The organism is Dactylosporangium sp. NPDC006015 (assembly GCF_040614215.1).
GTDB lineage: Bacteria > Actinomycetota > Actinomycetes > Mycobacteriales > Micromonosporaceae > Dactylosporangium > Dactylosporangium maewongense.
In genome coordinates this window covers 405,410-431,157 of the sequence record NZ_JBEXUD010000003.1, presented here as the reverse complement: position 1 = coordinate 431,157, position 25,748 = coordinate 405,410, and the positions used below count along the sequence as shown (strand labels likewise).

Genomic DNA, 25,748 nt, shown 5'->3' with positions numbered 1-25,748 from the left:
ACGCCTGGAGGAGGTGGCGCGATGAGTTCGAAGGACTGGTTGGAAAAGGATTTCTACGCGGTTCTGGGCGTCACCAAATCCGCTACCACCGACGAGGTCAAGAAGGCGTACCGCAAGCTCGCGCGCGAGCTGCACCCCGACCGCAACCCCAACAACGCGGCGGCCGAGGAGCGGTTCAAGGCGGTGTCGGAGGCGTATGACGTGCTCTCCGACCCGGGCCGGCGCAAGGAGTACGACGAGATGCGGTCGCTCTTCGGCGCGGGCGCGTTCCGGCGCAACGCCCGGGCCGGCAACCACGGCCCGGGCGGGCCCGGCTTCGACTTCTCCGACCTGTTCGCCAATGGCGCGCAGGGCAGCGGGGCCGGCCCCGGCGCCGGCGCCGGGGCGGGTGTCGGTGGCGACCGCCGCTTCGGCGGTGCGGGTTTCTCCGACCTGTTCAGCTCGATCTTCTCCGGTGGCGGCGGACCCGGCGCGCCCGGTGGGACGCCCGGCCGCCGCGGACGCGGACGCGACGTCGAGACCGAGGTGGTCCTCAACTTCGCCGACGCGGTCCAGGGCGCTACGCTGCCGATCACGCTGCGCACGCCCGGCACCTGCGAGACCTGCCACGGCAACGGCGCGGCCCCCGGCTCCACGCCGCGGACCTGCCCCAACTGCCGCGGCCAGGGTGTCGTCAGCAGCAACCAGGGCTCGTTCAGCTTCACCGAGCCGTGCCGCGAGTGCCAGGGCGTGGGCACGATCGTCGACGAGAAGTGCCCGGAGTGCGTGGGCAGCGGCGGCGTGACCAAGACCCGCACGATCAACGTGCGCATCCCTCCGGGGGTCGCCGAGGGTCAGCGGATCCGCCTGAGCGGTCGGGGCGAGCCGGGCACGCGTGGTGGCGCGGCCGGCGATCTGTTCGTGTTGATCAGGGTGCGTCCCGACTCGGTCTTCGGCCGGACCGGCGACGATCTGACCCTGACGGTGCCGGTGACCTTCGCGGAGGCGGCGCTCGGCGCCGACCTGCGGGTGCCGACCCTCGACGCGGCCGTGACGCTGCGGGTGCCCCCGGGCACCCCGAGCGGGCGGACGCTGCGGGTGCGCGGCAAGGGGGTCGCCCGGCGCGACGGGAAGGTCGGTGACCTGCTCGTCACGATCGACGTCCACGTGCCGGCGGAGCTGAGCGAGGCCGCCCGGCAGGCACTGTCCGACTACGCGGCCGCGGCGCCGCCGGCTCCGAGGGAGCGGCTCGACGCGATCGCACGGGAGCGCAGCAGCTATGAACGATGACGATGACGAGCGTGCGATCTTCATCGGCTTCGAGGCGGTCTCCGACGCCAAGGTGCTGATCATCTCGATCGCTGCCCGGCTGGCCGGGATGCACCCGCAGACCCTGCGGCAGTACGACCGCATGGGGCTGGTGCAGCCCGGCCGCACGTCCGGCGGCGGCCGCCGCTACAGCGAGCGCGACGTGGCGCTGCTGCGCGAGGTGCAGCGGCTCAGCCAGGAGGAAGGCGTCAACCTCGCCGGCATCAAGCGGATCATCGAGCTGGAAGGGTTCGTCGGTGACCTGCGCCAGCGGGTGGCCGACCTGGAGGACGAGCTGATCCGCACCCGGACCAGGCTGGCGCAGCTGGAGGCGGCCGGCTTCCCGCGCCGCGACCTGGTGCCGACCAACCAGCACCCGACGGCGCTGGTGGTGTGGCGGCCTTCGCAGAAATAGCGTGTTTGCCGTTCCCCGCCGCAGGGCATCAGGTGCGCAGGGAATGGTGTGGTCATCCGGAGGGCTGACCGGATGCTCGCAGGGTGTGGTCAATGAGGGGGCGCCGTCGCTGACGGCGCCCTTTCAGCTGATCCTGCGGGGTGCGCGGGTCAGGCCGCCCTCGCACCAGTCGTGATACTCGAACAGCTCCGGCCGGGCCAGCAGCATCCGGGCGTTGTGCGCCCAGGTGGTCAGCAGCTCGTCGCCCTGCTCCTCGGCCTGCTCGACGAACTTGCGCAGCCGCCGCTTCGGGTGGGCCCGGAAGTGCGTGCGGATCCCGTCGGCGGCGTAGATGTACAGGCAGTGCAGTGCGAACCGGCGGGCCGGGCAGGCCGGGTCCATCGCCAGGTCGAACAGCGTGCCGATCAGCCGGTCGCCGGCGACCAGGAGGTCCCAGTCGGGCGGCATCGTCTGCAGCACCGCCGCGTCGGGGTGGTAGGCCCAGGCACGCAGCTCGGCTGGAGTAGGGTCGACCGGATTGGCAAAGCCCCGGAATCCCGCTTGTTGCACGCTCACTGTCAGCTCCCGTGGCCAGCGGGTATGTGATCGCCAGAGGTCCTGGAGTCGGCGACAACTTAGCCCGCCACCTGGCGACTGCGGAAGAGCCGAAGGGACCGGTTACTCTCCGGATACAGCCATACGGGTGGCTTTATGGTGAAAAGTCGCCCCGGTTCAGGGCTATATCAATGGATCTCGCCTGGGTCTACAGTGTCGTCGTGAGCACGGACCATCGCGACATGCGCATCTCAGACGCGGAGCGCGAGCGGGTTGTGGCCCAGCTGAACACGGCGGTGTCCGAGGGTCGGCTCACCCTCGCGGAGTTCGAGGAGCGCGTCGACGGCGTCCTGCGCTCCCGCACGTTCGGCGAGGTCGAGCCGTATGTGATCGACCTTCCCGTGCAGCAGGTGACCGCGCCCAAGCTGGTCGAGATCCGCAACCGGGCGTCGGCGCTGAAGCGGCAGGGCCGCTGGACCGTCCCCCGCCTGCTGTCGATCTCGACCCGGTCCGGGTCGGTGAAGATCGACTTCACCGAGGCGATCTTCAGTGCCACCGCCGTGGACATCGCGCTCGACGCGCAGTCCAGCTCGGTCGAGCTCATCCTGCCCGCCGGCGCCGCCGCCGACCTCGACAGCATCGACGCCGACGCGAGCAACGTGCGGTCGAAGGTCGAGCCGTCCGGGCCGGGCGTCGCGTTCCGCATCAGCGGCCAGGTCAAGCGCAGCAGCGTCAAGGTTCGCTACCAGCGGAGGTTCCTGCGGTGGCGGTGGTGAAACAGGCGGCGGTGGTGAAACAGGCGGCGGTGGTGAAGCAGGTGGCGTCGGGGAAGCGTCGCGCGCTGGCCGCCGCCCTGGCCGTCACGCTGTTCATGACGCTGACCGCCGGCTCCTGCGGCCCCGGCGAGGAGCAGGCCGACGACCCGGCGCCGGACGTGTCCTACCAGGAGGAGGCGCCGGCCCCGGCCGGCTCGGAAGACCCGCACAACCGGCAGTCGGTGGTCCAGGTGCCGAAGGGCACCTCGCCGCGCGCGGTCGAGTTCGCCGACGCCGACACCGGGTATGCCCTGTTCAGCACGTGCGTCAACGGGCAGGCCTGCCAGGTCGGCCTGGTCATCACGCTCGACGGCGGGCAGTCGTGGGTGCCCCGCAAGGTGCCCTTCGACGACGCCACCGAGGTCGAGATGCGTCTCGGCCGGGGCAACGTGCTGCTGCTGCGCACGGCGCCCGGCGGCTGGTACGTCTCCAAGGACACCGGCCACACGTTCAAGCAGTACCCGCTCAATCCGCCGCCGCCGGAGCTCAACCTCACCGAGCCGCGCTTCAGCGTCGGCTGCCTCGACGGCACGGTCGACTGCGCGGCGCGCCAGCCGATGGAGATCACCGACGACGGCAAGCGGGTGGCGCTGCCCAGCCACCCGCAGGGCAACCAGCGTTTCACGAGCCTGGTCGCGCAGGCGGACGGCAAGCTGTGGCTGACCGCGCAGTCGGTCGAGACCTCCGGCAGCGTCCCGCCGATGATCACGGTCAGCGTCTGGAGCAGCGCCGACCGCGGCCGCACCTGGCACGCCGAGGGCACCGCCAGGCTGCCGCAGCAGAGCGGCGTGGAGCCGCACGTGGTGGTGGCCCCCGACGGCTCCGACGTGTGGCTCGCCGCCAACCAGTTCGCGGCCCGCCGCACCGAGGGCGGGACCTGGGTCGAGGCGAGCGCGATGCGTGAGGTCGCCGAGGTGTACAGCGCGGAGGTGCTGCCCGGCGGCCTGCTGCTGGTCGCCAGCGGTCAGGGCGTCTGGACGGTGGACAGCGAGCGGCGCACCCGCGACCAGGGCGGCCGGCTGGTCTTCCGGCTGCGCCGGCTGTCGGAGACGACGATCCTCGGCTACCCCGCGCAGCAGTCGGGTGAGGTGTGGCTGTGCGAGGTGAGAGACAAGAATTGTGAGTGGTCGAGGGTCGCTGTCGCTGCACGATAAGACTTGAGTGGAATAGACTCAACCTCGCGAGCGTCGTACCTGGTGCACAGGTATGGACCGGAACGAGGAGCCGATGAACGCCGAACGCCTGACCACCAAGAGTCGCGAGGTCATCAAGGCCGCCGTTGACGCGGCGAGCCGGCGCGGACACGCGACAGTCGAACCATGGCACCTGTTGCTGGCGCTGCTGGACACGGGCGGCTCGACCACCGCGGGCCTGCTGCGCGCCGTGGGCGCCAACCCCGCCGACATCCGCCGCGCCGCGCTGCACGCCGTGGACCGGCTACCCAGCGCCAAGGGTTCCAGCGTGGTCGAGCCCAATGTCGCCCGCGAGTTCGCCAACGCGATCGCGGCCGCGGAGCAGATCGCCCGCCCGCTCGGCGACGAATACACCTCGACCGAGCACCTGCTGGCCGGCCTGGCCCGGGTCGGCGGCGCGGTCGCCGCCCGCCTCAAGGAGTCCGGGGCCACCGAGGAGACCCTGGTCGCCGCGTTCCCGCAGGTCCGCGGCGGTGACCGGCGCGTCACCACCGCCGACCCGGAGCAGACCTTCCAGGCCCTGGAGAAGTACGGCGTCGACCTGACCCAGGCCGCCCGCGACGGCAAGATCGATCCGGTCATCGGCCGGGACTCCGAGATCCGCCGGGTGATCCAGGTGCTGTCCCGCCGCACCAAGAACAACCCCGTGCTGATCGGCGAGCCGGGCGTCGGCAAGACCGCGATCGTCGAGGGCCTGGCCCAGCGGATCGTGGCCGGCGACGTGCCCGAGTCCCTGCGCGACAAGCGCCTGGTCAGCCTCGACCTGGCGGCCATGGTCGCCGGCGCGCAATACCGTGGCCAGTTCGAGGAGCGCCTCAAGTCCGTCCTGGAGGAGATCAAGGGCTCCGACGGGCAGGTCATCACGTTCCTCGACGAGCTGCACACGATCGTCGGCGCCGGCAAGGGCGAGGGCTCGATGGACGCCGGCAACATGCTGAAGCCGATGCTGGCCCGCGGCGAGCTGCGGATGGTCGGCGCGACCACCCTGGACGAATACCGCGAGCACATCGAGAAGGACCCCGCGCTGGAGCGCCGGTTCCAGCCGGTCGTGGTCGGCGAGCCGTCGATCGAGGACACCATCGGCATCCTGCGCGGGCTCAAGGAGCGCTACGAGGTGCACCACGGCGTGCGGATCACCGATGCGGCCCTGGTCGCGGCGGCCACGCTCTCCGACCGGTACATCAGCGACCGCTTCCTTCCGGACAAGGCGATCGACCTGGTCGACGAGTCCGCGTCGCGGCTGCGCATGGAGATCGACTCCCGGCCCGTCGAGGTGGACGAGGTCGAGCGGACCGTGCGGCGGCTGGAGATCGAGGAGATGGCGCTGGCCAAGGAGCCCGACGCCGCCTCCGCGGAGCGGCTGGAGCGGCTGCGCGCCGAGCTGGCCGACCGCCGCGAACACCTGACCGCGCTGACCGAGCGCTGGCAGAACGAGAAGCAGCACATCTCCGCCGTCTCCTCGATCAAGGAGCAGCTGGAGCAGCTGCGCGGCGAGGCCGACCGGGCCGAGCGCGACCTCGACCTCGCGAAGGCCTCGGAGCTGCGGTATGGGCGGATCCGCGACCTCGAGCAGGAGCTGCGCACCGCGGAGGTCGAGCTCGAGGAACTGCAGTCCGCCGGCTCGATGCTGAAGGAGGAGGTCTCCGCCGACGACATCGCGGCGGTGGTCGCCTCGTGGACCGGCATCCCCGCCGGCCGGCTGCTGGAGGGCGAGACCGCCAAGCTGCTGCGGATGGAGGAGGCGCTGCGCAGCCGGGTCATCGGCCAGGAGGCCGCGGTGCAGGCCGTCTCCGACGCGGTGCGCCGCGCCCGCGCCGGGATCGCCGACCCCGACCGCCCCACGGGCAGCTTCCTGTTCCTGGGCCCGACCGGCGTCGGCAAGACCGAGCTGGCGAAGGCGCTCGCGGAGTTCCTCTTCGACGAAGAGCGCGCCATCGTCCGCATCGACATGAGCGAGTACGGCGAGAAGCACACGGTCGCCCGGCTCGTCGGCGCGCCGCCCGGATACGTCGGCTATGAGGAGGGCGGCCAGCTCACCGAGGCGGTCCGCCGCCGGCCCTACTCGGTGGTGCTGCTCGACGAGGTCGAGAAGGCGCACCCCGACGTGTTCGACGTGCTGCTGGCGGTGCTCGACGACGGCCGGCTCACCGACGGGCAGGGCCGCACGGTCGACTTCCGCAACGCGATCCTCATCCTGACCTCCAACCTCGGCTCCGAGGTGCTGGCCGACGACCCGACGCTGACCAGGGAGCAGCGGCGCGACGCCGTGATCGCCGCCGTCCGGCAGCACTTCAAGCCGGAGTTCGTCAACCGGCTCGACGACATGGTCGTGTTCGACGCCCTGTCGCCCGCCGACCTGCGCGAGATCGTCGACATCCAGCTGCGGGCGCTCGGCCGGCGGCTGGCCGACCGGCGGCTGACCCTGGACGTCACCGACGCGGCGCGTGACTGGCTCGCCAGTCTGGGGTATGACTCGGTGTATGGCGCCCGCCCGCTGCGGCGCCTGGTCCAGACGTCCATCGGCGACCAGCTCGCCAAGGCGCTGCTGGCCGGCACGATCCGCGACGGCGACCGCGTCGTGGTGGACCTGGCGGACGACAAGAAGGCGCTCGCAGTCAGCGCCGGATAAGGACGAGGGCGATGCTGTGGAAGAGGAAGGGCGCGTTCGACGATGAGCTGAGCCAGCTCGCCGCCGCCGACACGCTGGCGTTCGGCGGGGTCGGCTTCGCCGGCACGCTCACGCCCGCCACCAAGGCCTATTTCGCGGTCGGGGAGGGTCTCCACCGGCACGGTGCCGAGCTGCGGCCCAAGCTGGAGGCGCTCCTCGACCACGCCACGCCCGCCGGCCGGGTGTACGCGGCGGAGCTGCTGACCCGCATCGACCCGGCGGCCGGCAGGGCCGCGTGGCAGCGCCTGGCGGGGCAGGACGCCGCGGTCAGCACGTTCACCGGCTGCATGATGGGCAGCACCACGCTGGCCCAGTATGCGCAAGATCGCCTCAACAGCTGAGCCTATAACCTGCGCCCGCAGCCCGACATCGATACGGTTGATCCTCAAGGTTTCCTGGGAGGAGATCCGATGGCATTCGCCGACCCAGCGTCTGGGCCGCGAGCCCGACCGTCCACCGTCAACCTGGCCGTCTACCTGCTCTACGCGGCGGCCGGGATCGAACTTATCAATATCATCATCTCGCTCGTCTATGCCGGTGCGCTCGCCGACGGCGCCAAGAAGGCCGTCGCCGGCACGTCGCAGGAGGGCGCCGGGTTCGGCGCCGGTGCCAACGGTGCCGTCACGCTGATCTTCGGCATTCTGATCATCGTCCTGCTGGTCCTGCTCGCCGTCTTCGTCGGCAAGGGCAAGCAGGTCGCCCGCATCCTCACGTGGGTGCTCGGCGGCCTCGCGGCGTGCTGCTCGCTCGGTGGGTTCGCCTTCTCGCTCGCCGGGGAGAGCCTCTGGGAGCAGGCGCGCAAGAACGACCCGAAGCTGCCGACCTGGGACAAGTACAACGAGCTGCTCTACTCCGAGGTGCCGGGCTGGTTCCAGCCGGTGACCACGGTGCTCGGCGTGCTGCTGATCCTGGCGATCCTGGCGGTCATCGTGCTGCTGGCGCTGCCGGCGTCGCACCCGTACTTCCGCAAGGTCGAGGCGCAGTGGGAGCCGCCGGCGCCCGGCACGCCCGGCGACTCCGGCTATCCGGGTGGCTACCCGCCGCCCGCCGACGGCCCGCCGCACCAGCCGCCACCGGCTCCGTAAGGCCGCACCGCCCTCTGTAAGGGCGACACCGCCGAAGCGGCTCAGCAAACACCCGAAGGCCCCGGGATACCGGGGCCTTCGGCGTGCCCGGGACTAGATTGGCGCGCATGACCCAACGGCCAGTCGCCCTCATCACCGGCGCCACCGCGGGCATCGGTGCCGCGTTCGCTCGCGAGCTCGCCAAGACCCACGACCTCGTGCTGGTGGCCCGGGACAAGGCCCGCCTCGAGGCCGTGGCGGCCGAGACGGTGGCGGCCGGGGCGGGCGGCGCCGAGGTGCTGCCGGCGGACCTGTCGACGCCCGAGGGCTGCGACCTGGTCGCGGCCCGGATCACCGCCGCGGACCGGCCCGTGGACCTGCTGGTCAACAACGCCGGGATGAGCCTCAACACGCCGTTCCCGCGCTCCAGCGTGGAGCGGGAGGAGCTGCTGCTGCGGCTCAACGTCCACGCGGTCATGCGGCTGACGCTCGCCGCATTGCCCGGGATGACCGCCCGCGGCCGGGGCGACATCATCAACGTCTCCTCGGTGTCCGGGTTCGCCGCGATGATGCCCGGCTCCACGTACCCGGCGACCAAGGCCTGGGTCACCAACTTCAGCGAGTCGACCGGCCAGCTGGTGCGGGCCGGAGGGGTCCGCGTGATGGCGCTGTGCCCCGGGTTCACCCGCACCGAGTTTCACCAGCGGGCCGGCATCGACGCGGGCAAGACGCCGCCGTGGCTGTGGCTGGACGCCGGCAGCGTGGTCCGCGACGCCCTGCGCGACCTGGGGAAGGGCAAGCTCGTCAGCGTGCCCAGCTGGAAGTACAAGATGGTCGTCTTCGGGGTGCGGCACGCCCCGCAGGCGTTGATGCGGCGTGTCGCCCGCGGCACGAGGAGCCGCATCGGCCGCGATGATCATTGAGTGGGGCCAGCATCGAGCATGATTGACGTCACGATGCCGCCGAACGGTCGGACTTGTGCGGCGAAGGGCTGAGTCCCTGGGACAAGGCCACTCCAGAAGTGGTGTTCGCGCAGGTCAGGGCCGATGTGACGGGGTCCGGCGAGGGGTACGAACCGGTGAAACCAACGCGAATCTCCCTCACGTGCGGTTCGTTGACCCCTGTCACCGTCACCCCTCGCGTCACTCGTGGTGATCGCTGCGATCACCTTCGTATTCCTCCTTGTCCACTTGACGGCCCTATATTTCTGCGAGAGTGCGGGTCATCGATTCGCCGAGCAGATTTAGCGCGTACGCTTCGGTCATGACCGACCGTGACGACCTGCTGAAACTCGTGCTCGACCTGGCTGTGGTCCGAGGCAAGGTGACGCTGTCGTCGGGACAAGTAGCTGACTGGTACGTGGACCTTCGTCGCTTGACGCTGCACCATGCTGGTGCGCCGCTCGTCGGCCGGGTGCTGCTCGATCTGGTCGCCGACTGGGATTTCGACGCTGTGGGAGGGCTGACCCTCGGCGCTGATCCGGTGGCCACCGCGATGCTGCATGCGGCTGCCGCGCGGGGGACGGGACGCGAGCTCGATGCGTTCGTCGTCCGGAAGAGTGACAAGGCTCACGGTCTGCAGCGCCGGGTCGAGGGACCCGACGTGGCGGGCCGGCGGGTGCTGGCGGTCGAGGACACCTCCACGACTGGGGGAAGCGTCCTCACTGCAGTAGAGGCGTTGCGCGAGGCCGGCGCGGAAGTTGTCGGTGTCGCGGTTATCGTCGACCGTGGGGCGGAAAAGGCGGTCCGCGCCGCGGGGCTGAGCTATCGCTCAGCATTTTCGTTGGCCGACCTCGGCCAATAGGGCTGAAAAATTGTCGATTCGGACCTGCGTATATGCAGGCGGGTCGATGGTGTTGGTGGAAGGATGGAATACGTGGGAACTGCGCTGGCTGAGATGACCCTGCCCCAGATCTCGCCACTTGCTGGCGAGCCGATTGACCGCGCCGATGCCGAGCGTCTTGCCGGCGTCCTGAAGGCACTTGCCGACCCTGCCCGACTCCGGCTCCTGAGCCTGATCCAGTCGGCACCGGACGGCGAGGCGTGTGTGTGTGACCTGACGGCCCCGCTCGGGCTCTCGCAGCCTACGGTGAGCCACCACCTGCGAATCCTGACCGAGGCCGGTCTCCTGGAGCGCGAGAAGCGGGGTGTCTGGGCGTTCTACCGCCTGGTGCCCGCCGCTATCGGCACCATCGCCGACCTTCTGACGCCGCCGCGCAAGCGCGCGACCAAGAAGGCACCTCGGTAGGTTGCTCCAGCGGCCCGGCGACCTGCGCGACCAGCTTGCCCTCCTGGGGCGGGCGGTCGTGCGGTCAGGGCTTGTCGTGGGCTCGGGCGGCAACCTGTCCGCCCGGGCGCCCGGCTCCGACGAATGCTGGGTGACGGCTGCCGGCACCTGGCTCGACGGACTGTCGCCAGACTCGTTTGTTCGGGTCCGAATCAGCGATGGCGCGGCGCTTGACAAAGATGCCGCGCCATCATCTGAGCTTGGGCTCCACCTGGCGACCTACCGCGTCCGACCCGACGCGAACGTGATCGTGCACCTCCACCCGCAGACGGTGCTGCTGCTCGACGCGATCGGCGAGCCGATCCGGCTCGTCACCACCGACCATGCCTTCTACCTGCGGCAGGTCGTGACCACCCCGTTCAGCCCGCCCGGCGATCCCCGGGTCGGTGAGCTGGCCGCGGCCGCGTGCGCGGGTGGCGTCAACTGCGTGATCCTCTCCCATCACGGCTGCTCCGTGATCGCCGACTCGGTCGAGCTGGCCCATAAGCGCGCCCTCTATCTGGAGGAAGCCGCGCTGCTGACTTACCGAGCGTTAACCCTGGGTCGCACCCCGCAGCCGGTGCCGACCGACTGGCTGAACCTTCCCTCAGCAACCGCCTGACCTGCGCCTACACTGCTCCGATCGCGTCGACGCGAGCGGAGCACGCGGCAACGCGCGAAGACACGCGGAGACGCGAGCAGAGGCACGCGAAGACCCGTCCAGGGACGCGAGCAGGCGGCGAAGGGCACGGTGAGGCACGTGGCGCGAGGGAAAGCACCGTTGGCGGTCGCCGGGATCGTGGCGCTGATCGGCGTCACCGTGGTCGCCGTCCGAGCGGTGGCCGGCGGCTCCGGCGACTGCGACGGCGGGATCAGACTCGTCGTCGCCGCGGCGCCCGACATCGCGCCCGCGGTCCGCGACGCGGCGGCCCGCTGGAGCGCCACGAAACCCGAGGTCGGCGGCGACTGCGTCCAGGTGCAGGTGCGCGCCGCCGAGCCGGCCGACGTCGCCGGCCAGCTCGCCGCCCGGGCCGGCGGCGCGATCAACGTCGCCGCCACCGCGGTCCCTTCCCCCGCCGACGCCGACGTGCCGACCGTGTGGATCCCCGACTCGACCGCGTGGCTGGTGCGGATGCAGGCGGTCAGCCGCGAGGCGTTCGAGCCCGACGCCCAGTCCGTCGCCACCAGCCCGGTCGCCCTCGCCGTGCCCGATCCGCTCGCCGCCACGCTCGATGCCACCGGCGGCACCGCGGGCGCCCCCCAGGTCGCGGCGCTGCTCGCGAAGGTCGCCAACAAGCAGGTCCAGCTCGCCGCCGTCGACCCGCGCCGCAGCACCGCCGGCCTCGCCGGGGCCGGCCTGCTCTACGACTCGATCCTCACCGACCCCAAGCGACTGGTCGACGTGGTCAAGGCGTACCGGTCGATCGCCGTCGCCGCCGACCAGACCGCTCTGGACAAGAGCACGGGCCCGGCGCAGGTGGCGCCGATGAGCGAGCAGGCCGTCATCGCCCACAACGCGGGCGGACCGGTCGTGCCGCTCACCGTCCTGACCGTGGATCCGGCGGTGACGCTCGACTACCCGTACGCCATGATCAACGGCAAACCGAGGGCCAACCTCGAGGCGGCGGGCCGCTTCCGGGCCGCGCTGACGGCGGAGGGCAACCGCGACCTCTTCGCCAGGCTCGGCTTCCGCGCCGCCGACGGCTCGACCAGCGCCGGCTTCCCCGCCGGCCGCGGCGCCGCCACCGCTCCGGTCACGGTGAAGGCGCTCACCGAGGAACGGAAGATCACCGACGTCCTCGGGTACTGGAACGCCACGACCGCCCCGTCGCGCGTCCTCACGCTGGTCGACACGACGTCGTCGATGAACCGGCCGATGGCCGGCGCCGGCTCCCCGTCGCGCCTGCAGGTGCTGCGCAAGACGGCCACCGACGGGCTCGCCCTCTTCACCGACGACAGCGAGCTGGGCCTGTGGGCCTACGCCTCCGGCCATCAGGAGGTCGTGCCGCTCAACCCGCTCAGCCAGGGGCAGCGGGCCAGGCTGAGCACCGCCGTCGCCGGCGCCAAGGCCACCACCGCCGACGTCTGCGGGCTCTACGAGACGGTCCTGGCGGCGTACAAGGCGCTGAAGGAGGACTACAAGGAGGGCCGCTCCAACACCGTCGTCGTCTTCACCGACGGCACCAACTCCAAGCCGGGGATGAGCCTGGAGACGCTGAAACTGGAGCTGGAACGGGCGACGGACCCGACCCGTCCAGTACGCGTGGTGCTACTGGGGGTCGGGCCCGACGTCAAGCAGCAGGAGCTGGCGGAGATCGCCGCGGCCACCGGTGGCCGGTCGTTCGTCGTCACCGACCCCGAGCAGATCGGCAACATCTTCCTGCAGGCGCTGATCAGGACCAGCTAGCGCTACTCCGCGGCGCGGTGGGCGCCGGCGCGGCCCTCTTCGACGGGGACCGCAGGGGTGCGGCGGCGCTCCCGCCAGCCGCGGAAGATCTCGATGAAGATCGGCAGGGCCGAGATCAGCACGATCAGCAGCACCGCCGGCAGCAGGTACTTGTCGATCTGGCCGTCCGGGATCGCGTCGTTGATCTGCTTCGCGAGGCCCCAGCCGACGAGCAGGATGCCGTCGGTCCACAGGATGCCGCCGATCACGTTCCACAGGAAGAACTGCCGGGCCGGCATGCCGATCGTGCCGGCGACCGGGTTGAGGAACGTCCGGACGATCGGGATGAACCGGGCGAGCACCACGGCCTTCGCCGGGCCGAACTTCACGAAGTAGTGCTCGGCCTTCTCGACGTACTCCTTCTTGAACAGCCGCGAGTTGGGCCGGTCGAACATCCTGCGGCCATATTTGGCGCCGAGGAAGTGGCCCAGCTGGGCGCCGGCGATCGCGCACAGCGGCGCGCCGATGAGCAGCTGGGTCAGGCTCAGCCTGGTGCCCAGCAGCTCCTCGGCGACCGATGACGCGCCGACGCCGGCCAAAAACAGCAGTGAGTCTCCGGGGAAGAAGAAGCCCACGAGGAGGCCCGTCTCCACGAACATGATGATCCAGACGCCGATCACGCCGAAGGTGTTGAGCAGGCCCTTCGCGTCGAGCGGGTTGAAGGCGAGCAGCTCGCTGAAAGCGCGAGTCTTTTCTTCCATGGCGCACCAGCCTACGTGAGCCCGGCTACAAACGGGGATCGACCGGCTCGCTTTCACAGGCCAGCAGGGCAAACACCAGCTGGTGCACAGCTCGCGCGGAGCCTCCGGCCGCCAGCAGGTCCAGCGCCGCGAGCCCCAGGCCCTGCTCCCGCAGCGCCAGGTTGCGCTTGCGCTGCAACCCCCGGGCCCGCAGTTGGTCGAGCCGCGTCAGGTAGTCGGGGCCGTAGATGATCCGCAGGTACTCCCGGCCGCGGCACTTCAGCGCCGGCTGGACCCGCGGCCCGGCATCGACGGCCGGCTTGAGCACCATGCCCTCGCCGCCCGCCGCGGTCAGCTCCAGCCACCAGTCGGTCGCGGCCGCGACGTCCGCGGGGGACGCCGGGTCGACCACCAGCCGCCGGGTCGGGGCGAACAGGTCGTCCGCCGCCACGAGCCGGTCCACCATCGCCAGGTGCCACTCGTGGTCCTGGCGCAGGTACGACGCGCCCTCCCCGGCCAGCACGTGGAACGGCGCCAGCCGGAGCCCGTCGAGGCCGTCCGTCGGCCAGCAGTACTGGCGGTACACCTCCGTGAACGCCGCCATCGACGCCACCCGGCCGGTGAAACGGGCCTGCAACGACGCCACGTCGATGCCCCGCCCGGCGGCCGCGGTCAGGGCCGCGACGGCGGCGGGCAGCGCGGCACCCGCCGCCGCGGCGACGCTCGCGTACTGCTCGCGGATCAGCGGCTCGGCCTTCGCCGACCACGGCAGCACCTCGGCGTCCAGCAGCAGCCAGTCGGTGCCGAGCTCGTCGAAGAGCCCCATGGCAGCGGTCCTGACCCGGTCCAAGATCGCTGATTCCAGCGCCGGGTCCCCGAAGAACGGCCGTCCCGTCCGCGTGTAGATCACCCCGCCGCCGGCGATGCCGAAGCGCCGAAGGCCCGCGGATGGGGTGCGGCACACGACGAGGACCGCCCGCGAGCCCATGTGCTTCTCCTCGCACACGACCCGCGGCACGCCCGCCTTGGCGTAGTCGGCCAGGGCCTCCACCGGGTGCTCCAGGTAGCCCTCGACCGCCGACGTCGACGCGGGCGCCATCGTCGGCGGCAGCCACACCAGCCAGCGCGGGTCGACCGCGAAGCGGCTCATGACCTCCAGGGCCGCCGCGGCGTTCTCGGCTGCCACCGTCACCCGCCCCGCGGGCGTCTCCAGGGTGCGCCGTCCGGTCACGTCGGCGATGTCCAGTCCGCGCTCCTCCGGCACCGGCGCGACCAGCGGCCGCACCGGCTCGTAGTGCGTGCTGACGGCCGGCACCGAGACCAGCTCCCGGGACGGGTACCGCAGCGCGGTCAGCGCGCCACCGAAGACGCAGCCGGTGTCGACACAGATCGTGTTGTTGACCCACTCGGCGGCCGGGACGGGCGTGTGGCCGTAGACGACGGTCGCCGCGCCCTGGTACTCCTGCGCCCACGGGTAGCGGACCGGCAGCCCGTACTCGTCGGTCTCGCCGGTCGTGTCGCCGTACAGCGCGAACGCCCGCACCCGCCCCGACGCCCGCCCGTGGTAGGCCTCCTTGAGCCCGGCGTGCGCGACCACCAGCCGCCCGCCGTCGAGCACGTAGTGGCTGATGAGCCCGTCGAGGAAGGCGGGCAGCACGGCGCCGAGCTCGGCGTCGGTCTCGAGCTGGTCGAGGGTCTCCTGCAGCCCGTGCGTCCGCTTGACGTTGGCGCCCCGCAGAGCCCGCAGCAGCTTCGCCTCGTGGTTGCCCGACACGCACAGCGCGTGCCCGGCCGCGACCATGCCCATGACCAGCCGCAGGACGCCGGGGGAGTCGGGACCCCGGTCGACGAGGTCGCCGACGAACACCGCCGTGCGCCCGTCCGGGTGCCGCGCGTCCGCGGGCCGCCCGGCGGCGTCACGGACCAGGACGTAGCCGAGCCGGTCGAGCAGCAGCTCCAGCTCCTCCCGGCAGCCGTGCACGTCGCCGATGATGTCGAACGGGCCGGTCAGCTCCTTCTTGTCGTTGAAGAGCTTCTCGTACGCCACGACCGCCGACTCCACCTCGGCCACGTCACGCAGGACGTGCACCTGGCGGAAGCCCTCCCGCCCGAGGTGCTTCAGCGAGCGGCGCAGGTCGCGGTGCTGCCGCGACAGCACGGGCCGGCCGAAGTCCCGGTCGGGGCGCAGCTCGGTGCGCGCCCAGCACTCGCTCTCCGGCACGTCCAGGACGATCGCGACGGGCAGCACGTCGTGCGCCCGGGCCAGGTCGACCAGCGCCTTCCGCGCGTGCGCCTGCACGTTGGTCGCGTCGACGACGGTGAGCCGGCCGGCCCGCAGCCGCTTGCCGGCGATGTAGTGCAGCGCGTCGAACGCCTCCGCGGACGCGGACTGGTCGTTCTCGTCGTCGGCGACCAGCGCCCGGAACGCGTCGGACGACAGCACCTGCGTCGGCGCGAACTGCCGCCGCGCGAACGTCGACTTGCCGGAGCCGGAGATGCCGACCAGCGCCACCAGGCACAGCTCGGGGATCGTCACCGTGGTCACTTCTTGAACACCGCCATCTGGGTGGACGTGCCGACTTCAAGGTCTTCCTCGCCGATGCCGTGGCGCGTCACGGTGTACCCGTAGCGGGCCGCGACGTCGTCGCACCACGCGCCGAACTGCGCCCTGTCCCACTCGAACCGGTGGTCGTGGTGGCGCATCCGGCCGTGCTCCAGGCCGGGGTACCGGACGTTGTACTCGACGTTGGGGGTGGTGACGACGACCGTGCGCGGGGCCGCGTGCCCGAAGACGCCGGCCGCGAGCGCCGGCAGCCGCGGCGGGTCGACGTGCTCGACGACCTCCATGAGGACCGCCGCGTCGTAGCCGCGCAGCCGGTCGTCGCGGTAGGTCAGGGCCGTCTGCAGCAGCCGGATCCGCGCCCGCTGCCGGTCGGGGAGGCGGTCCAGGCGCAGCCGGCGGGCGGCCATCTCCAGCGACACGGTCGACACGTCGGCACCGACGATCTCGGTGAACCGCCGGTCCCGGATCAGCTCGCCGAGCAGCGCGCCGGGGCCGCAGCCGAGGTCCAGCACCCGGCTCGCGCCGGCCTCGGCCAGCTGCCGGACGACCGCGGCCCGGCGCAGCGCCGCCAGCGACTCGGGCCGGGGAGCCCGTTCGATCACGGAGTCGGCGTCGGGTTCCACGTCCGACAGCCGGGACAGCGCCTCGTTGGTCAGCGACGTGCGGTGCGCGAGGTACCGGCGGGCGATCACGCCCTTCGCCGGGTGCTCCGCCAGCCACCCGGTCCCCGCCCGGATCAGCTTCTCGACCTCGTCGGAGGAGACCCAGTAGTGCTTGGCGTCGTCGAGCACCGGCAGCAGCACGTACACGTGGTTGAGCGCGTCCGCGAGCCGCATCGTGCCGCGCAGCGTCAGGTCGACGTACCGGCTGGGCCCCCACTCCGGGTGCGCGGCGTCCAGCGGGATCGGCGCCGCCTCGACGGTCCAGCCGAGCGGCTCGAAGAACGTCGCCGCGTCACCCTTGCAGCGCAGCGCCGGGATCCGCAGCTCGAGGGGGATCGGGGTGGCGGCGAGCTCGGGCCGGTCCCGTGAGTCGCCGCGCAGCGCGGTGCGCAGCACCCGGCCGAGCGCCACCGCCAGCAGGCTCGACGCGGCGTAGGGCCGGTCGTTGACGTGCTGGCGCAGCGTGAACGTGTCGGGCCCCTTCCCGGGCCCTTTCGCACCGCGCGCCGCCGCCGGATCCGCGTCCAGCAGCAGGGCGGCCGTGCACCGGTCCTCACCCGCCTCCGGATAGAAGACGTGCGCCGTGCCGCCGCTGACCTCGAACGACTGCAACCTGCCGGGATGCTTCACGAGCAGGTAGCCGAGGTCGGTCGCGGGCCAGTGGGTGGTGGTGATGGTCAGCAGCACCACGCCATGGTCCCGCCGTGATTATCGGTGGGTCAGGCGGTTTTCCCGGGCGTACAGTCGGGCTTATGGCGACGGTGCCGACCGTGCACTGGCACCGGTTGGCTGACGGCCGGGTGCAGTGCGACGTCTGCCCGAGAGCGTGCCGGCTCCATGAGGGCCAGCGCGGATTCTGCTTTGTCCGGCAGTGCTCAGGTGACGAGATCGTCCTCACCACCTATGGCCGTTCGTCCGGTTTCTGCGTCGACCCGATCGAGAAGAAGCCGCTCAACCACTTCCTGCCGGGCTCGCCGGTGCTGTCCTTCGGCACCGCGGGCTGCAACCTCGGCTGCCGCTTCTGCCAGAACTGGGACATCTCCAAGAGCCGCGAGATCGACACCCTCGCCGCCTCCGCCGACCCTTCGGAGCTCGCCGCGGCCGCTGTACGGCTGGGCTGCCGGTCGATCGCGTTCACCTACAACGATCCGGTGATCTTCATGGAGTACGCGATGGACGTCGCCGACGCCTGTCGCGAGGCCGGGATCAAGGCGGTCGCGGTGTCCGCCGGCTACATGAACCCGGCGCCCCGGGAGGAGTTCTACCGGCACATCGACGCGGCCAACATCGACCTGAAGGGGTTCACCGAGCGGTTCTACGAGAAGGTGACCTTCGCCCGCCTCGACGCGGTGCTGTCCACATTGGAGTACCTGCGCGGCACCGACGTGTGGTTCGAGATCACGACGCTGCTCATCCCGGGGCAGAACGACGGCGACGACGAGCTGCGCCGCGAGTGCGACTGGCTGCTGGAGCACCTCGGCACCGACGTGCCGCTGCACTTCACCGCGTTCCACCCCGACTTCAAGATGCGCGACATCCCGCACACGCCACCGGAGACGCTGCGCCGGGCCCGCCGCATCGCGCTCGACGCCGGCCTGCGGTTCGTCTACACCGGCAACGTCCACGACCCCGACGGCCAGACCACGCACTGCCCGGGCTGCGACCGGCCGGTCGTCGTCCGCGACTGGTACGACCTGCGCGCCTACCACCTGACCGACGACGGTCTCTGCGTCCACTGCGGACACCGGCTGCCCGGCGTCTACGACGGCCCGGCCGGGACCTGGGGCCAGCGCCGCCTGCCAGTAGTTTTGTCATGACGCGCCCGGCGGCAGTGGCTGGCACGTTCTACCCGGCCGATCCGGTGGAGCTCGCGACCCTGATCGACGCGATGCTCGACGCCGCGGCCCCGGCACAGACGGTGGTCACTACCGCGGCCGTCGATGGGCTGGTGGCCTACATCGTGCCGCACGCGGGCTACCAGTTCTCCGGCCCGACCGCCGCCCACGTCTACCGCGAGCTGCGCGACCGCCCGGCGCCCTTCGAGCGGGCCGTCGTCCTCGGGCCCGCCCATCACGTGCCGCTGCGGGGCGCCGCCGTGTCCACCGCCACCGCGTGGGCGACCCCCCTCGGCGAGATCGCGATCGACACGGACGGCGCCCGGCTGCTGGTCGACCGCGGGCTCGCCGTCGCCGACGACCGCCCGCACGCCCCTGAGCACTCGATCGAGGTGCAGGTGCCGCTGCTGCTTCGCGTACACCTGCCGAAACTGCTGCCAGTGCTCATCGGGCCCGACGATCCGGACGCGGTCGCCGCGCTGCTCGACGCCGTCGCCGGACCGGGCACGGTGGTGCTGTGCAGCACCGACCTGTCGCACTACCTGACCGAGGAAGAGGCCCGGCGGCGCGACGCGGCCACCGCGGCGGCCATCGACGACCTGGCGCCGGAGCGGATCGGCGCGGGCGACGCCTGCGGCCGGCACGCGCTGCGCGGCCTGCTCACCTGGGGCCGGCGGCACGCGCTGCGCGTGGACCGGCTCGCGCTCGCCACGTCGGCGGACACCGGCGGGCCGAAGGACCGGGTCGTCGGCTACCCGGCGGTGCGCCTGTCCCACGCGCCTTACTAGGTAGACGTCGCGGACGGGTTCATCCGTTGCACGCGAAATGTCCAGAAATTGCCGCACGAACGGGCGACCACGGTCGTGGAGCCCGTGCCCGTCTGGTGCGGTGAGGGCGCCTGCGGACGGCGCCGGAACTGGAGACGGGGATGTCAGCGATAGCGGCAGCGCCGGACAACGGCACCGCGACCTGGACGCCGATGACCCGCGAGCAGCGCGAGCAGTTCGACGCGGACGGTTACCTCGTGATCAAGGGCGTGCTGAGCCCGGACGAGGTGCGCCACTACGCGTCGGTGCTGGAGACCGCGCACCAGCAGCACCCCCGCGCCGCGGACGGCTCGTTGCACCTGCTCAGCCCGGTCACCCACCACCCCGACCTGGTCGACCTGATCGACCACCCGGCGACGTTTCCGCTGGTCTGGTCGATCCTCGGGTGGAACGTGCACATCTACCACTCGCATCTTGACGTACACCCGCCGCTGGCGGCGCCGAAGCCCGACTGGTGGCACTGGCACCAGGACGGCGGCCGGCAGAACCGCGAGCTGGAGACCGACCCGCGCCCCCGGCTGTCGGTGAAGCTCGCCTACTGGCTGTCCGACGTGTCGGAGACCGGCCGCGGCAATCTGACCCTGATCCCCGGCAGCCACCGGACCAACTGGCTGCCCGGCCCGCCGACCCGCGACGTGCCGTGGCCGACGCCGGACGGTGCCCGGCAGGTCGCGGTCGACGCCGGTGACGTCGTGTTCTTCGACCGGCGGATCTGGCACGCGCGGTCGGACAACCTCTCCGACATCACGCGCAAGTGCGTGTTCCTCGGCTACACGTACCGGTGGATCGCCATCCGCGACGACGTCACCGGCCTGCCGCAGCGCCCCTGGTGGTCGGGCCTGAACCCGGTCCAGCAGCAGCTGCTCGGCGGCGTCGGGAACACCGGTGGCGGACACGGCCACGACAACGGCACCGACGGCGACCACCACTGGGGCCACTACCCGCAGACCACGCCGCTCTACGAGGCGCTGCGCGACCGCGGTCTGTTGGACCCCGGTTACCCTCCGCTGATTCCCTGACATTCGCAACAGATCCTCCCCCTGACCCGTCATAGGGTCAGGGGGAGGGGGTCGGGTTGACGTTCGAGGAGTTCGTGGAGGCGCGGCTGCAGGCGCTGCTGCGCTACGCGGTCATGCTCACCGGCGATCCGCACACCGCGCAGGACCTCGTGCAGGAGACGATGATCCGGGCGCAGCTGAAGTGGCGCCGGATCGCCGCCGCCAGCGTGCCCGAGCACTACGTCAAGCGCATGCTCACGAATGCCTATATCGACCTGCACCGCGGCTCGTGGCTGCGCCGGGTGGTGCTGCGGGCGGAGCTGCCCTCCGAGGCGGCCAACCGTGATCTCGTGGTGGCCGATCACGCCGGGGCGTCCGCCGACCGCGACCAGATGTGGATCTGGCTCGCCCGGCTGCCCCGGCGGCAGCGGGCCGCGCTCGTGCTGCGGTACTACGAGAGCCTCAGCGACGTGGAGATCGCCGAGGTCCTCGGCTGCGCGATCGGCACCGTCCGCTCGCTGATCTCCAGGGCGCTCGCGACGCTGCGCACCGAGGTCGTGCCGGAGCTGATCGGCGGCGACGTCCGATGAACGACGCCGTGACCTCGTCCCTCACCGACGCCCTCACCGACGCCTTCGCCCGGCACGAGGACGACGTGCCGGACGCCATGGCGCTGCGCCCGGCGATCGCCGCCGGTGCCAGCAAGCGCCGCGCGCGTCGCCGCCGCCGCTGGGTGGTCTCCTCCGGCGCGCTGGTGCTGGCGCTCGCCGCGTCCCTGGTCTTCACCCTGCGCGACCCGTCGCCGCCCGCGCCCCAGGTCGAGTCGCTGGTGGACGCGGGCACTCCCGACATCAGCAACTTCCTGCTGCTGGGCACCGACCGGCGGCCGCAGTCGGCGGGCGACACGGTGCGCGCCGACGCGATCCTCCTGTTACACGTCGACCCGGACACCCGCACCGTCTACCAGCTGTCCATCCCGCGCGACCTGGTCGTGGACGTGCCCAACTTCGGCCGCCAGCAGGCCAACAACGCGTACGTCTTCGGCGGTTACGAGCTGACCGCCCGCATCCTCGGCGACCTGCTCGGGGTCGGGATCGCCGGTGGCGCGGTCGTCGACTTCGACGGCATGCAGCGGGTCACGGACGCCGTCGGCGGTGTCGACCTCTGCGTCGACCAGCGGACCGTCTCCATCCACCTCGGCGTCGACGACGCCACGGGCCGCGCCGCGCCGCTCCATCCTGGCATGCGCCCCGTCGTGTACGAGCCGGGCTGCCGCCACTTCGCCGGATGGGAGGCGCTGGACTTCGTCCGGCAGCGCCAGTCGCTCACGAACGGTGGCGACGACCGCGACACGCACCTGCGGCAGCTCCTCTCCGCGCTCGCCCGGAAGCTCGGCGACCCGGTGAAGCTGGCCAAGGCGATGCCGGTCGCGGGCGGCGCCCTCGACCTGCACCTCGGCGACATGTCGCTGCCGACGCTGGCCGGCATGCTGGCCCGCTACGACGCCGCGCACGTGCCGGGCCTGAAGCTACCGCTCAGGGCGGACCGCACGATCGTGCCGGGCGGCGACGGCCTGTTCGCCGCGCTGCGCAACGGCACCGTGCCGGAGTGGGCCGCCGCGCATCCGCAGTTCGTGTCCTAGCGGTATTCGTCGTCCTGGCCGGCGTCGCGGTCCTGTTCGACGGCGTCGTACTCGTTCGCGTCCCAGGGGTGCGCGCTCTTGAACACCGTCCCGCGCTCCGTCGGGTCGGCGGGGAGTGCCTGCTCGGCGGCGTCGGCGGGCGATGCCTCCGGGTCGCGCACATCGGGGTCGAGCCGGTCGTCGACGGTCAACAGATCTTCATCGGGCTGAGCCATGTGTCCTCCCTCAGGTTTCTCCAACCGTACGACCGAATCGGCGGTAACGCGGCCTAGCCGGGCAATTCACCTTGTCCCCACCCTCCCGCCGTACATGAGCCAATGCCACTGCGAGATACTCCGTTGCAGGACAGCGCGGTCCTCGACGAGCCGCGCACGCCCGGCTCCAACACCGCACGATCCAATAGCCAAGGAGCGCCGTCATGCCCATCGCCTCTCCCGATGTCTACGCCGAGATGCTCGACCGCGCCAAGGCCGGCGCGTTCGCCTACCCGGCGATCAACGTGTCGTCGTCGCAGACGCTGAACGCGGCGCTGCGCGGCTTCGCCGATGCGGAGAGTGACGGCATCATCCAGGTCTCCACCGGCGGTGCCGAGTACCTCTCCGGCCCGACGGTCAAGGACATGGTCACCGGCTCGGTCGCCTTCGCCGCGTTCGCCCGCGAGGTCGCGAAGAAGTACTCGATCAACGTGGCGCTGCACACCGACCACTGCCCGAAGAACAACCTCGACAAGTTCGTCCGGCCGCTGCTCGCCATCTCGGCCGAGCGCGTCGCCAAGGGCGAGGAGCCGCTGTTCCAGTCCCACATGTGGGACGGCTCGGCGGTGCCCCTGACCGAGAACCTGCAGATCGCCGAGGAGCTGCTGGCGCTGACCGCCGCGGCCAAGGTCGTCCTGGAGATCGAGGTCGGCGTCGTCGGCGGCGAGGAGGACGGTGTCGTCGGCGCGATCGACGAGAAGCTCTACACCACCGTCGAGGACGGCCTGGCCATGGTCGACGCCCTCGGCCTCGGCGAGAAGGGCCGCTACATGGCCGCCCTGACCTTCGGCAACGTCCACGGCGTCTACAAGCCGGGCAACGTGAAGCTCAAGCCCGAGATCCTCAAGACCATCCAGGACGCGGTCGGCGCCAAGTTCGGCAAGGACAAGCCGCTCTCCCTGGTCTTCCACGGCGGCTCGGGCTCGCTGCTCGAGGAGATCCGCGAGGCCCTCGACTACGGCGTCGTGAAGATGAACATCGACACCGACACGCAGTACGCCTTCACCCGCCCGGTCGCCGCCCACATGTTCACCAACTACGACGGCGTCCTGAAGGTCGACGGCGAGGTCGGCAACAAGAAGGCCTACGACCCGCGCGCCTGGGGCAAGGTCGCCGAGGCCGGCCTGGCCGCCCGCGTCGTCGAGGCCTGCGAGCACCTCCGCTCGACCGGCACCACGCTGTCCAAGTAGTTCTTCCGCGGTTCCCGAGGCCCGGCCCCTCTCCCGAGGGCGCCGGGCCTTCGCGTGCGCCCCACCCGCACAGACGTTGGTCAATGCCAGCCTTTGCACCCCTTGCGCCATAGACGCTGCGCGACCCACCCCCAATTCAGAGATCATCTTGTACGTGGATCGCGCAACCTCGATGCCGAAAAGCCACATTCCCGGGCATTGACCAATGTCTGTGCCTGTCGGAGTCGCGGAAGCGAGGTGGGGCTGGACAGTGTTTCAAGGGACTACAGGCGGTCATGATCTGACCCGTGGTCCGTCGCTCTCGGCGAGGATGTGGTCCGGGCGCAGGCGGGCCCGGCCGGGTCCGTGCCGGGCGACCCTGATCGTGCCCATCACGTTGGTGAACCGGGTGCAGTCGTTGACGTTGCCACCGGTTTTTCAGACGTTGGTCAATGCCCCGAGATGCCCCTTTCGACCTGCTAGCGATGCCTGTGCCGGGCCGGGTTGAGCCGGGGTGGCCGTCCGTACGCGGCAGGCGGCAGTGGCTCCGGATCGCCTGCTCGCGATCCGTCAGGTCGAGACGCTGCTGGGTGGCGAAAGCTGCCGGATCATGAGGTGGCGGTCAGGATCTCGGCGGCCTCGGCGACGTCGTCGGTGATGTGGAGCAGGTGGCGCAGGTCGCCGACGGGGGACGCGGCCAGCAAGGGCTCCAGCAGGCTCCGGACCGGCAGACGCTCGGTCCAGTGCTTGCCGTCGAGGAAGACGAACGGGCCGCTCACGCCGTCAGTGGCGTAGAACGTCTTCGTCGCGGCCTGGAAGATCTCCTGCACCGTGCCGGCCATGCCGGGGGCGAAGACGATGCCGCCGCGGGACAGGCGCAGGATGGTGTCCTCGCGGATCGCGTTGGAGAAGTACTTCGCGATCTTGGCGGCGAAGAGGTTGGCGGGCTCGTGGCCGTAGAGCCACGTCGGGATCGCCAGGCCGCCGCGGCGGGCCCAGGTCACCGGGTCGACGGCCACCTGGTCGGCGGGCTCGACCGAGTCGGGCGTCGGCGGGACCGGTCGCGCATACGCCGCTCGTACGTCCAGCGCCGCCCTCGTGAAGGGGTCGTGGTCGTGGAAGTCGGGCGCCGCGGACAGGCGGTCGATCGCGTCGGCGAGGGCGCTCAGCGGCTGGTCGGCGAGGAACGCGCCCAGGTTGGCGGCCTCCATCACGCCCGGGCCGCCGCCGGTGACCACCAGCCGGTCCGCGCCGGCGAGACGCCAGGCCAGCTCGGCGGCGTTGCGGTAGTCGGAAGCGCCGCGCGGGACGGCGTGGCCGCCCATGATGCCGATCGCGGCGGCGGGGCCGCGCGCGCCGATCCAGCCGGCGGTGACGTTGGCCAGCGCGTTGTCGATCCCGGAGTCGTGCATCCGCTGCGCGATCGCCTCGCGGATCTCCGGCGTCGCGCCGCCGGTCGCCCGGAAGTGCTCGTAGACCAGCGTGTCGAACATGCCGTCGAACCCGTCGGAGGCGAACCCGGCGGCGAGGTCGTCCGGCACGTACAGCTGCGAGGGGTGCGTCGGGTAGGGCAGCCCGGCGAACTCGGGCACCACCACCGCCCGTCGCCGCAGCAGGTCGACGACGGCCTCGGTGGCCGCGAAGCGGCAGCCGACGAAGAGCGTGTCCTGCACGTCGACGCCGGAGAGGTCCACGGCGGCGAGGTCGAGACCCTGGACGACCTTCGTGGCGAGCGAGCCGTTGTCCAGATGGAACAGCAGCTCCTCCGGCGACTCGATCTCGTCGGGCGAGTGGTCGTGCAGCGCGACCACGTCTGGCGGGGGCGGAGTGGGCACGACGCCATCTTGCCAGGTGGTGCAAAGGGCGATGGCCCGACCGTCGAGATCGGGCCACCGCGTAACCGGGTCCTGGGGAGGCTCCGGACCTCCCTTTCTAGTACTCGCCCGAACCGGGCACACCCCCCGCTCGCGGGACGCAGCCTCCACCGTTCAGCCAACCTGGTTGAATGGCTGGATGCAGAACCTGCTGCCCCAGCCTTCACCGACGCTGCTTCCCGACGAGCCTGAGGCCGCCGCGCAGCTCGCCGCCGCCGCCGGTTCCGAGAAGGACGTCAAGGACGTCGCAGCGGCCCACCCGGCGTTCAGCGCCGCCTGGGCCGAGCTCGCCGAGCTAGCCCTCGCCGACGGCGAGCCGGTCACCGCCTATGCCTACGCCCGCACCGGCTACCACCGCGGCCTCGACCAGCTGCGCCGCAGCGGCTGGCGCGGCGCCGGCCCCGTGCCGTGGTCGCACGAGCCCAACCGGGGCTTCCTGCGCGCGCTGAACGCGCTCGGCCTCGCCGCCGAGTCGATCGGCGAGGCCGACGAGGCGGAGCGCTGCGCGAAGTTCCTCGACGACAGCGACCCAGCGGCCACGGCCGCCCTGCGGTAAC

The 25,748-nt window shown here is 71.5% G+C and carries 25 protein-coding genes; 19 read left to right on the top strand and 6 right to left on the bottom strand.

The genetic code is table 11. The features are described 5' to 3' along the window. The first annotated feature begins 21 nt into the window (after nt 1–21). Entirely contained in the window at nt 22–1,269 is a 1,248-nt protein-coding gene (locus ABZ321_RS08265) for a DnaJ C-terminal domain-containing protein (RefSeq protein WP_354890159.1), read from the top strand. After that, complete coding sequence (locus ABZ321_RS08260; RefSeq protein ID WP_344500786.1) at nt 1,259–1,702, top strand: helix-turn-helix transcriptional regulator; 444 nt, start codon at nt 1,259–1,261, stop codon at nt 1,700–1,702. The genes ABZ321_RS08265 and ABZ321_RS08260 overlap by 11 nt, the downstream gene beginning before the upstream one ends. Nucleotides 1,703–1,825: 123 nt before the next feature. Here the strand turns inward: ABZ321_RS08260 and ABZ321_RS08255 are convergent, their stop codons facing one another. Beyond that, nucleotides 1,826–2,257, bottom strand: coding sequence for a hypothetical protein (locus ABZ321_RS08255; RefSeq protein ID WP_344500788.1), 432 nt, complete (start codon nt 2,255–2,257; stop codon nt 1,826–1,828). Between the two features lie 200 nt (nt 2,258–2,457). Between ABZ321_RS08255 and ABZ321_RS08250 the strand changes: the two genes are divergently transcribed. From ABZ321_RS08250 to ABZ321_RS08205, 10 genes are all read left to right on the top strand, one after another. Beyond that, nucleotides 2,458–3,012: a DUF1707 domain-containing protein gene (locus ABZ321_RS08250; RefSeq protein WP_344500790.1), complete on the top strand. Its 555-nt coding sequence runs from the start codon at nt 2,458–2,460 to the stop codon at nt 3,010–3,012. Further along, a complete protein-coding gene (locus ABZ321_RS08245; protein ID WP_354890156.1) occupies nt 3,000–4,205 on the top strand; it encodes a sialidase family protein in 1,206 nt (401 codons plus the stop codon). The genes ABZ321_RS08250 and ABZ321_RS08245 overlap by 13 nt, the downstream gene beginning before the upstream one ends. A gap of 73 nt (nt 4,206–4,278) precedes the next feature. Beyond that, nucleotides 4,279–6,873, top strand: a complete 2,595-nt coding sequence (clpB, locus tag ABZ321_RS08240; protein ID WP_344500794.1) for an ATP-dependent chaperone ClpB — start codon at nt 4,279–4,281, stop codon at nt 6,871–6,873. 11 nt (nt 6,874–6,884) lie between these two features. Next, on the top strand, nt 6,885–7,253 hold the full coding sequence (locus ABZ321_RS08235; protein ID WP_344500796.1) for a hypothetical protein: 369 nt from the start codon (nt 6,885–6,887) through the stop codon (nt 7,251–7,253). A gap of 69 nt (nt 7,254–7,322) precedes the next feature. Then, nucleotides 7,323–7,997: a hypothetical protein gene (locus ABZ321_RS08230; protein WP_344500798.1), complete on the top strand. Its 675-nt coding sequence runs from the start codon at nt 7,323–7,325 to the stop codon at nt 7,995–7,997. A 107-nt stretch (nt 7,998–8,104) separates the two neighbouring features. Continuing rightward, entirely contained in the window at nt 8,105–8,899 is a 795-nt protein-coding gene (locus tag ABZ321_RS08225) for an SDR family NAD(P)-dependent oxidoreductase (RefSeq protein WP_344500800.1), read from the top strand. Between the two features lie 340 nt (nt 8,900–9,239). Next, nucleotides 9,240–9,779 (top strand): orotate phosphoribosyltransferase, encoded by a 540-nt coding sequence (gene pyrE / locus ABZ321_RS08220; RefSeq protein WP_344500802.1) that lies wholly within the window; start codon nt 9,240–9,242, stop codon nt 9,777–9,779. Nucleotides 9,780–9,842: 63 nt separating this feature from the next. After that, complete coding sequence (locus tag ABZ321_RS08215; RefSeq protein WP_203848243.1) at nt 9,843–10,223, top strand: metalloregulator ArsR/SmtB family transcription factor; 381 nt, start codon at nt 9,843–9,845, stop codon at nt 10,221–10,223. A gap of 1 nt (nt 10,224) precedes the next feature. Next, entirely contained in the window at nt 10,225–10,863 is a 639-nt protein-coding gene (locus ABZ321_RS08210; protein ID WP_344500806.1) for a class II aldolase/adducin family protein, read from the top strand. A 138-nt stretch (nt 10,864–11,001) separates the two neighbouring features. Beyond that, complete coding sequence (locus tag ABZ321_RS08205) at nt 11,002–12,648, top strand: substrate-binding and VWA domain-containing protein (RefSeq protein ID WP_354890152.1); 1,647 nt, start codon at nt 11,002–11,004, stop codon at nt 12,646–12,648. A 2-nt stretch (nt 12,649–12,650) separates the two neighbouring features. On the opposite strand, the gene ABZ321_RS08200 is transcribed toward ABZ321_RS08205, so the two are convergent. From ABZ321_RS08200 to ABZ321_RS08190, 3 genes are read right to left on the bottom strand one after another with little or no spacing between them, the layout of a single operon-like run. After that, nucleotides 12,651–13,388: a VTT domain-containing protein gene (locus ABZ321_RS08200; RefSeq protein WP_344500810.1), complete on the bottom strand. Its 738-nt coding sequence runs from the start codon at nt 13,386–13,388 to the stop codon at nt 12,651–12,653. A gap of 25 nt (nt 13,389–13,413) precedes the next feature. Next, on the bottom strand, nt 13,414–15,912 hold the full coding sequence (locus tag ABZ321_RS08195; protein WP_354890150.1) for a polynucleotide kinase-phosphatase: 2,499 nt from the start codon (nt 15,910–15,912) through the stop codon (nt 13,414–13,416). Further along, entirely contained in the window at nt 15,909–17,279 is a 1,371-nt protein-coding gene (locus ABZ321_RS08190) for a 3' terminal RNA ribose 2'-O-methyltransferase Hen1 (protein WP_354890148.1), read from the bottom strand. Before ABZ321_RS08190 ends, ABZ321_RS08195 begins: the two co-directional genes overlap by 4 nt. Nucleotides 17,280–17,344: 65 nt before the next feature. Here ABZ321_RS08190 and amrS point away from each other — a divergent pair, with 65 nt between their 5' ends. From amrS to ABZ321_RS08165, 5 genes are all read left to right on the top strand, one after another. Further along, a complete protein-coding gene (gene amrS / locus ABZ321_RS08185) occupies nt 17,345–18,409 on the top strand; it encodes an AmmeMemoRadiSam system radical SAM enzyme (RefSeq protein WP_344500816.1) in 1,065 nt (354 codons plus the stop codon). Next, on the top strand, nt 18,406–19,215 hold the full coding sequence (gene amrB, locus ABZ321_RS08180; protein ID WP_354890146.1) for an AmmeMemoRadiSam system protein B: 810 nt from the start codon (nt 18,406–18,408) through the stop codon (nt 19,213–19,215). Before amrS ends, amrB begins: the two co-directional genes overlap by 4 nt. A gap of 140 nt (nt 19,216–19,355) precedes the next feature. After that, nucleotides 19,356–20,273, top strand: a complete 918-nt coding sequence (locus ABZ321_RS08175; protein WP_344500820.1) for a phytanoyl-CoA dioxygenase family protein — start codon at nt 19,356–19,358, stop codon at nt 20,271–20,273. A gap of 56 nt (nt 20,274–20,329) precedes the next feature. Beyond that, nucleotides 20,330–20,842: a SigE family RNA polymerase sigma factor gene (locus ABZ321_RS08170; protein ID WP_344500822.1), complete on the top strand. Its 513-nt coding sequence runs from the start codon at nt 20,330–20,332 to the stop codon at nt 20,840–20,842. Then, entirely contained in the window at nt 20,839–21,894 is a 1,056-nt protein-coding gene (locus tag ABZ321_RS08165; RefSeq protein ID WP_354890143.1) for an LCP family protein, read from the top strand. Before ABZ321_RS08170 ends, ABZ321_RS08165 begins: the two co-directional genes overlap by 4 nt. Here the strand turns inward: ABZ321_RS08165 and ABZ321_RS08160 are convergent. Next, the gene (locus ABZ321_RS08160) at nt 21,891–22,109 is read right to left on the bottom strand and encodes a hypothetical protein (RefSeq protein ID WP_344500826.1); all 219 of its coding nucleotides are present in this window, start codon (nt 22,107–22,109) and stop codon (nt 21,891–21,893) included. The two genes, ABZ321_RS08165 and ABZ321_RS08160, sit on opposite strands and share 4 nt — an antisense overlap. 203 nt (nt 22,110–22,312) lie before the next feature. On the opposite strand from ABZ321_RS08160, the gene fbaA reads away from it, so the two are divergent. Further along, entirely contained in the window at nt 22,313–23,338 is a 1,026-nt protein-coding gene (fbaA, locus tag ABZ321_RS08155; protein WP_344500828.1) for a class II fructose-bisphosphate aldolase, read from the top strand. A 587-nt stretch (nt 23,339–23,925) separates the two neighbouring features. Here the strand turns inward: fbaA and ABZ321_RS08150 are convergent. Continuing rightward, entirely contained in the window at nt 23,926–25,152 is a 1,227-nt protein-coding gene (locus ABZ321_RS08150; RefSeq protein WP_344500830.1) for a hypothetical protein, read from the bottom strand. Nucleotides 25,153–25,330: 178 nt separating this feature from the next. Between ABZ321_RS08150 and ABZ321_RS08145 the strand changes: the two genes are divergently transcribed. Further along, entirely contained in the window at nt 25,331–25,747 is a 417-nt protein-coding gene (locus ABZ321_RS08145) for a DUF3151 domain-containing protein (RefSeq protein WP_354890140.1), read from the top strand. Nucleotide 25,748 lies beyond the last annotated feature (1 nt).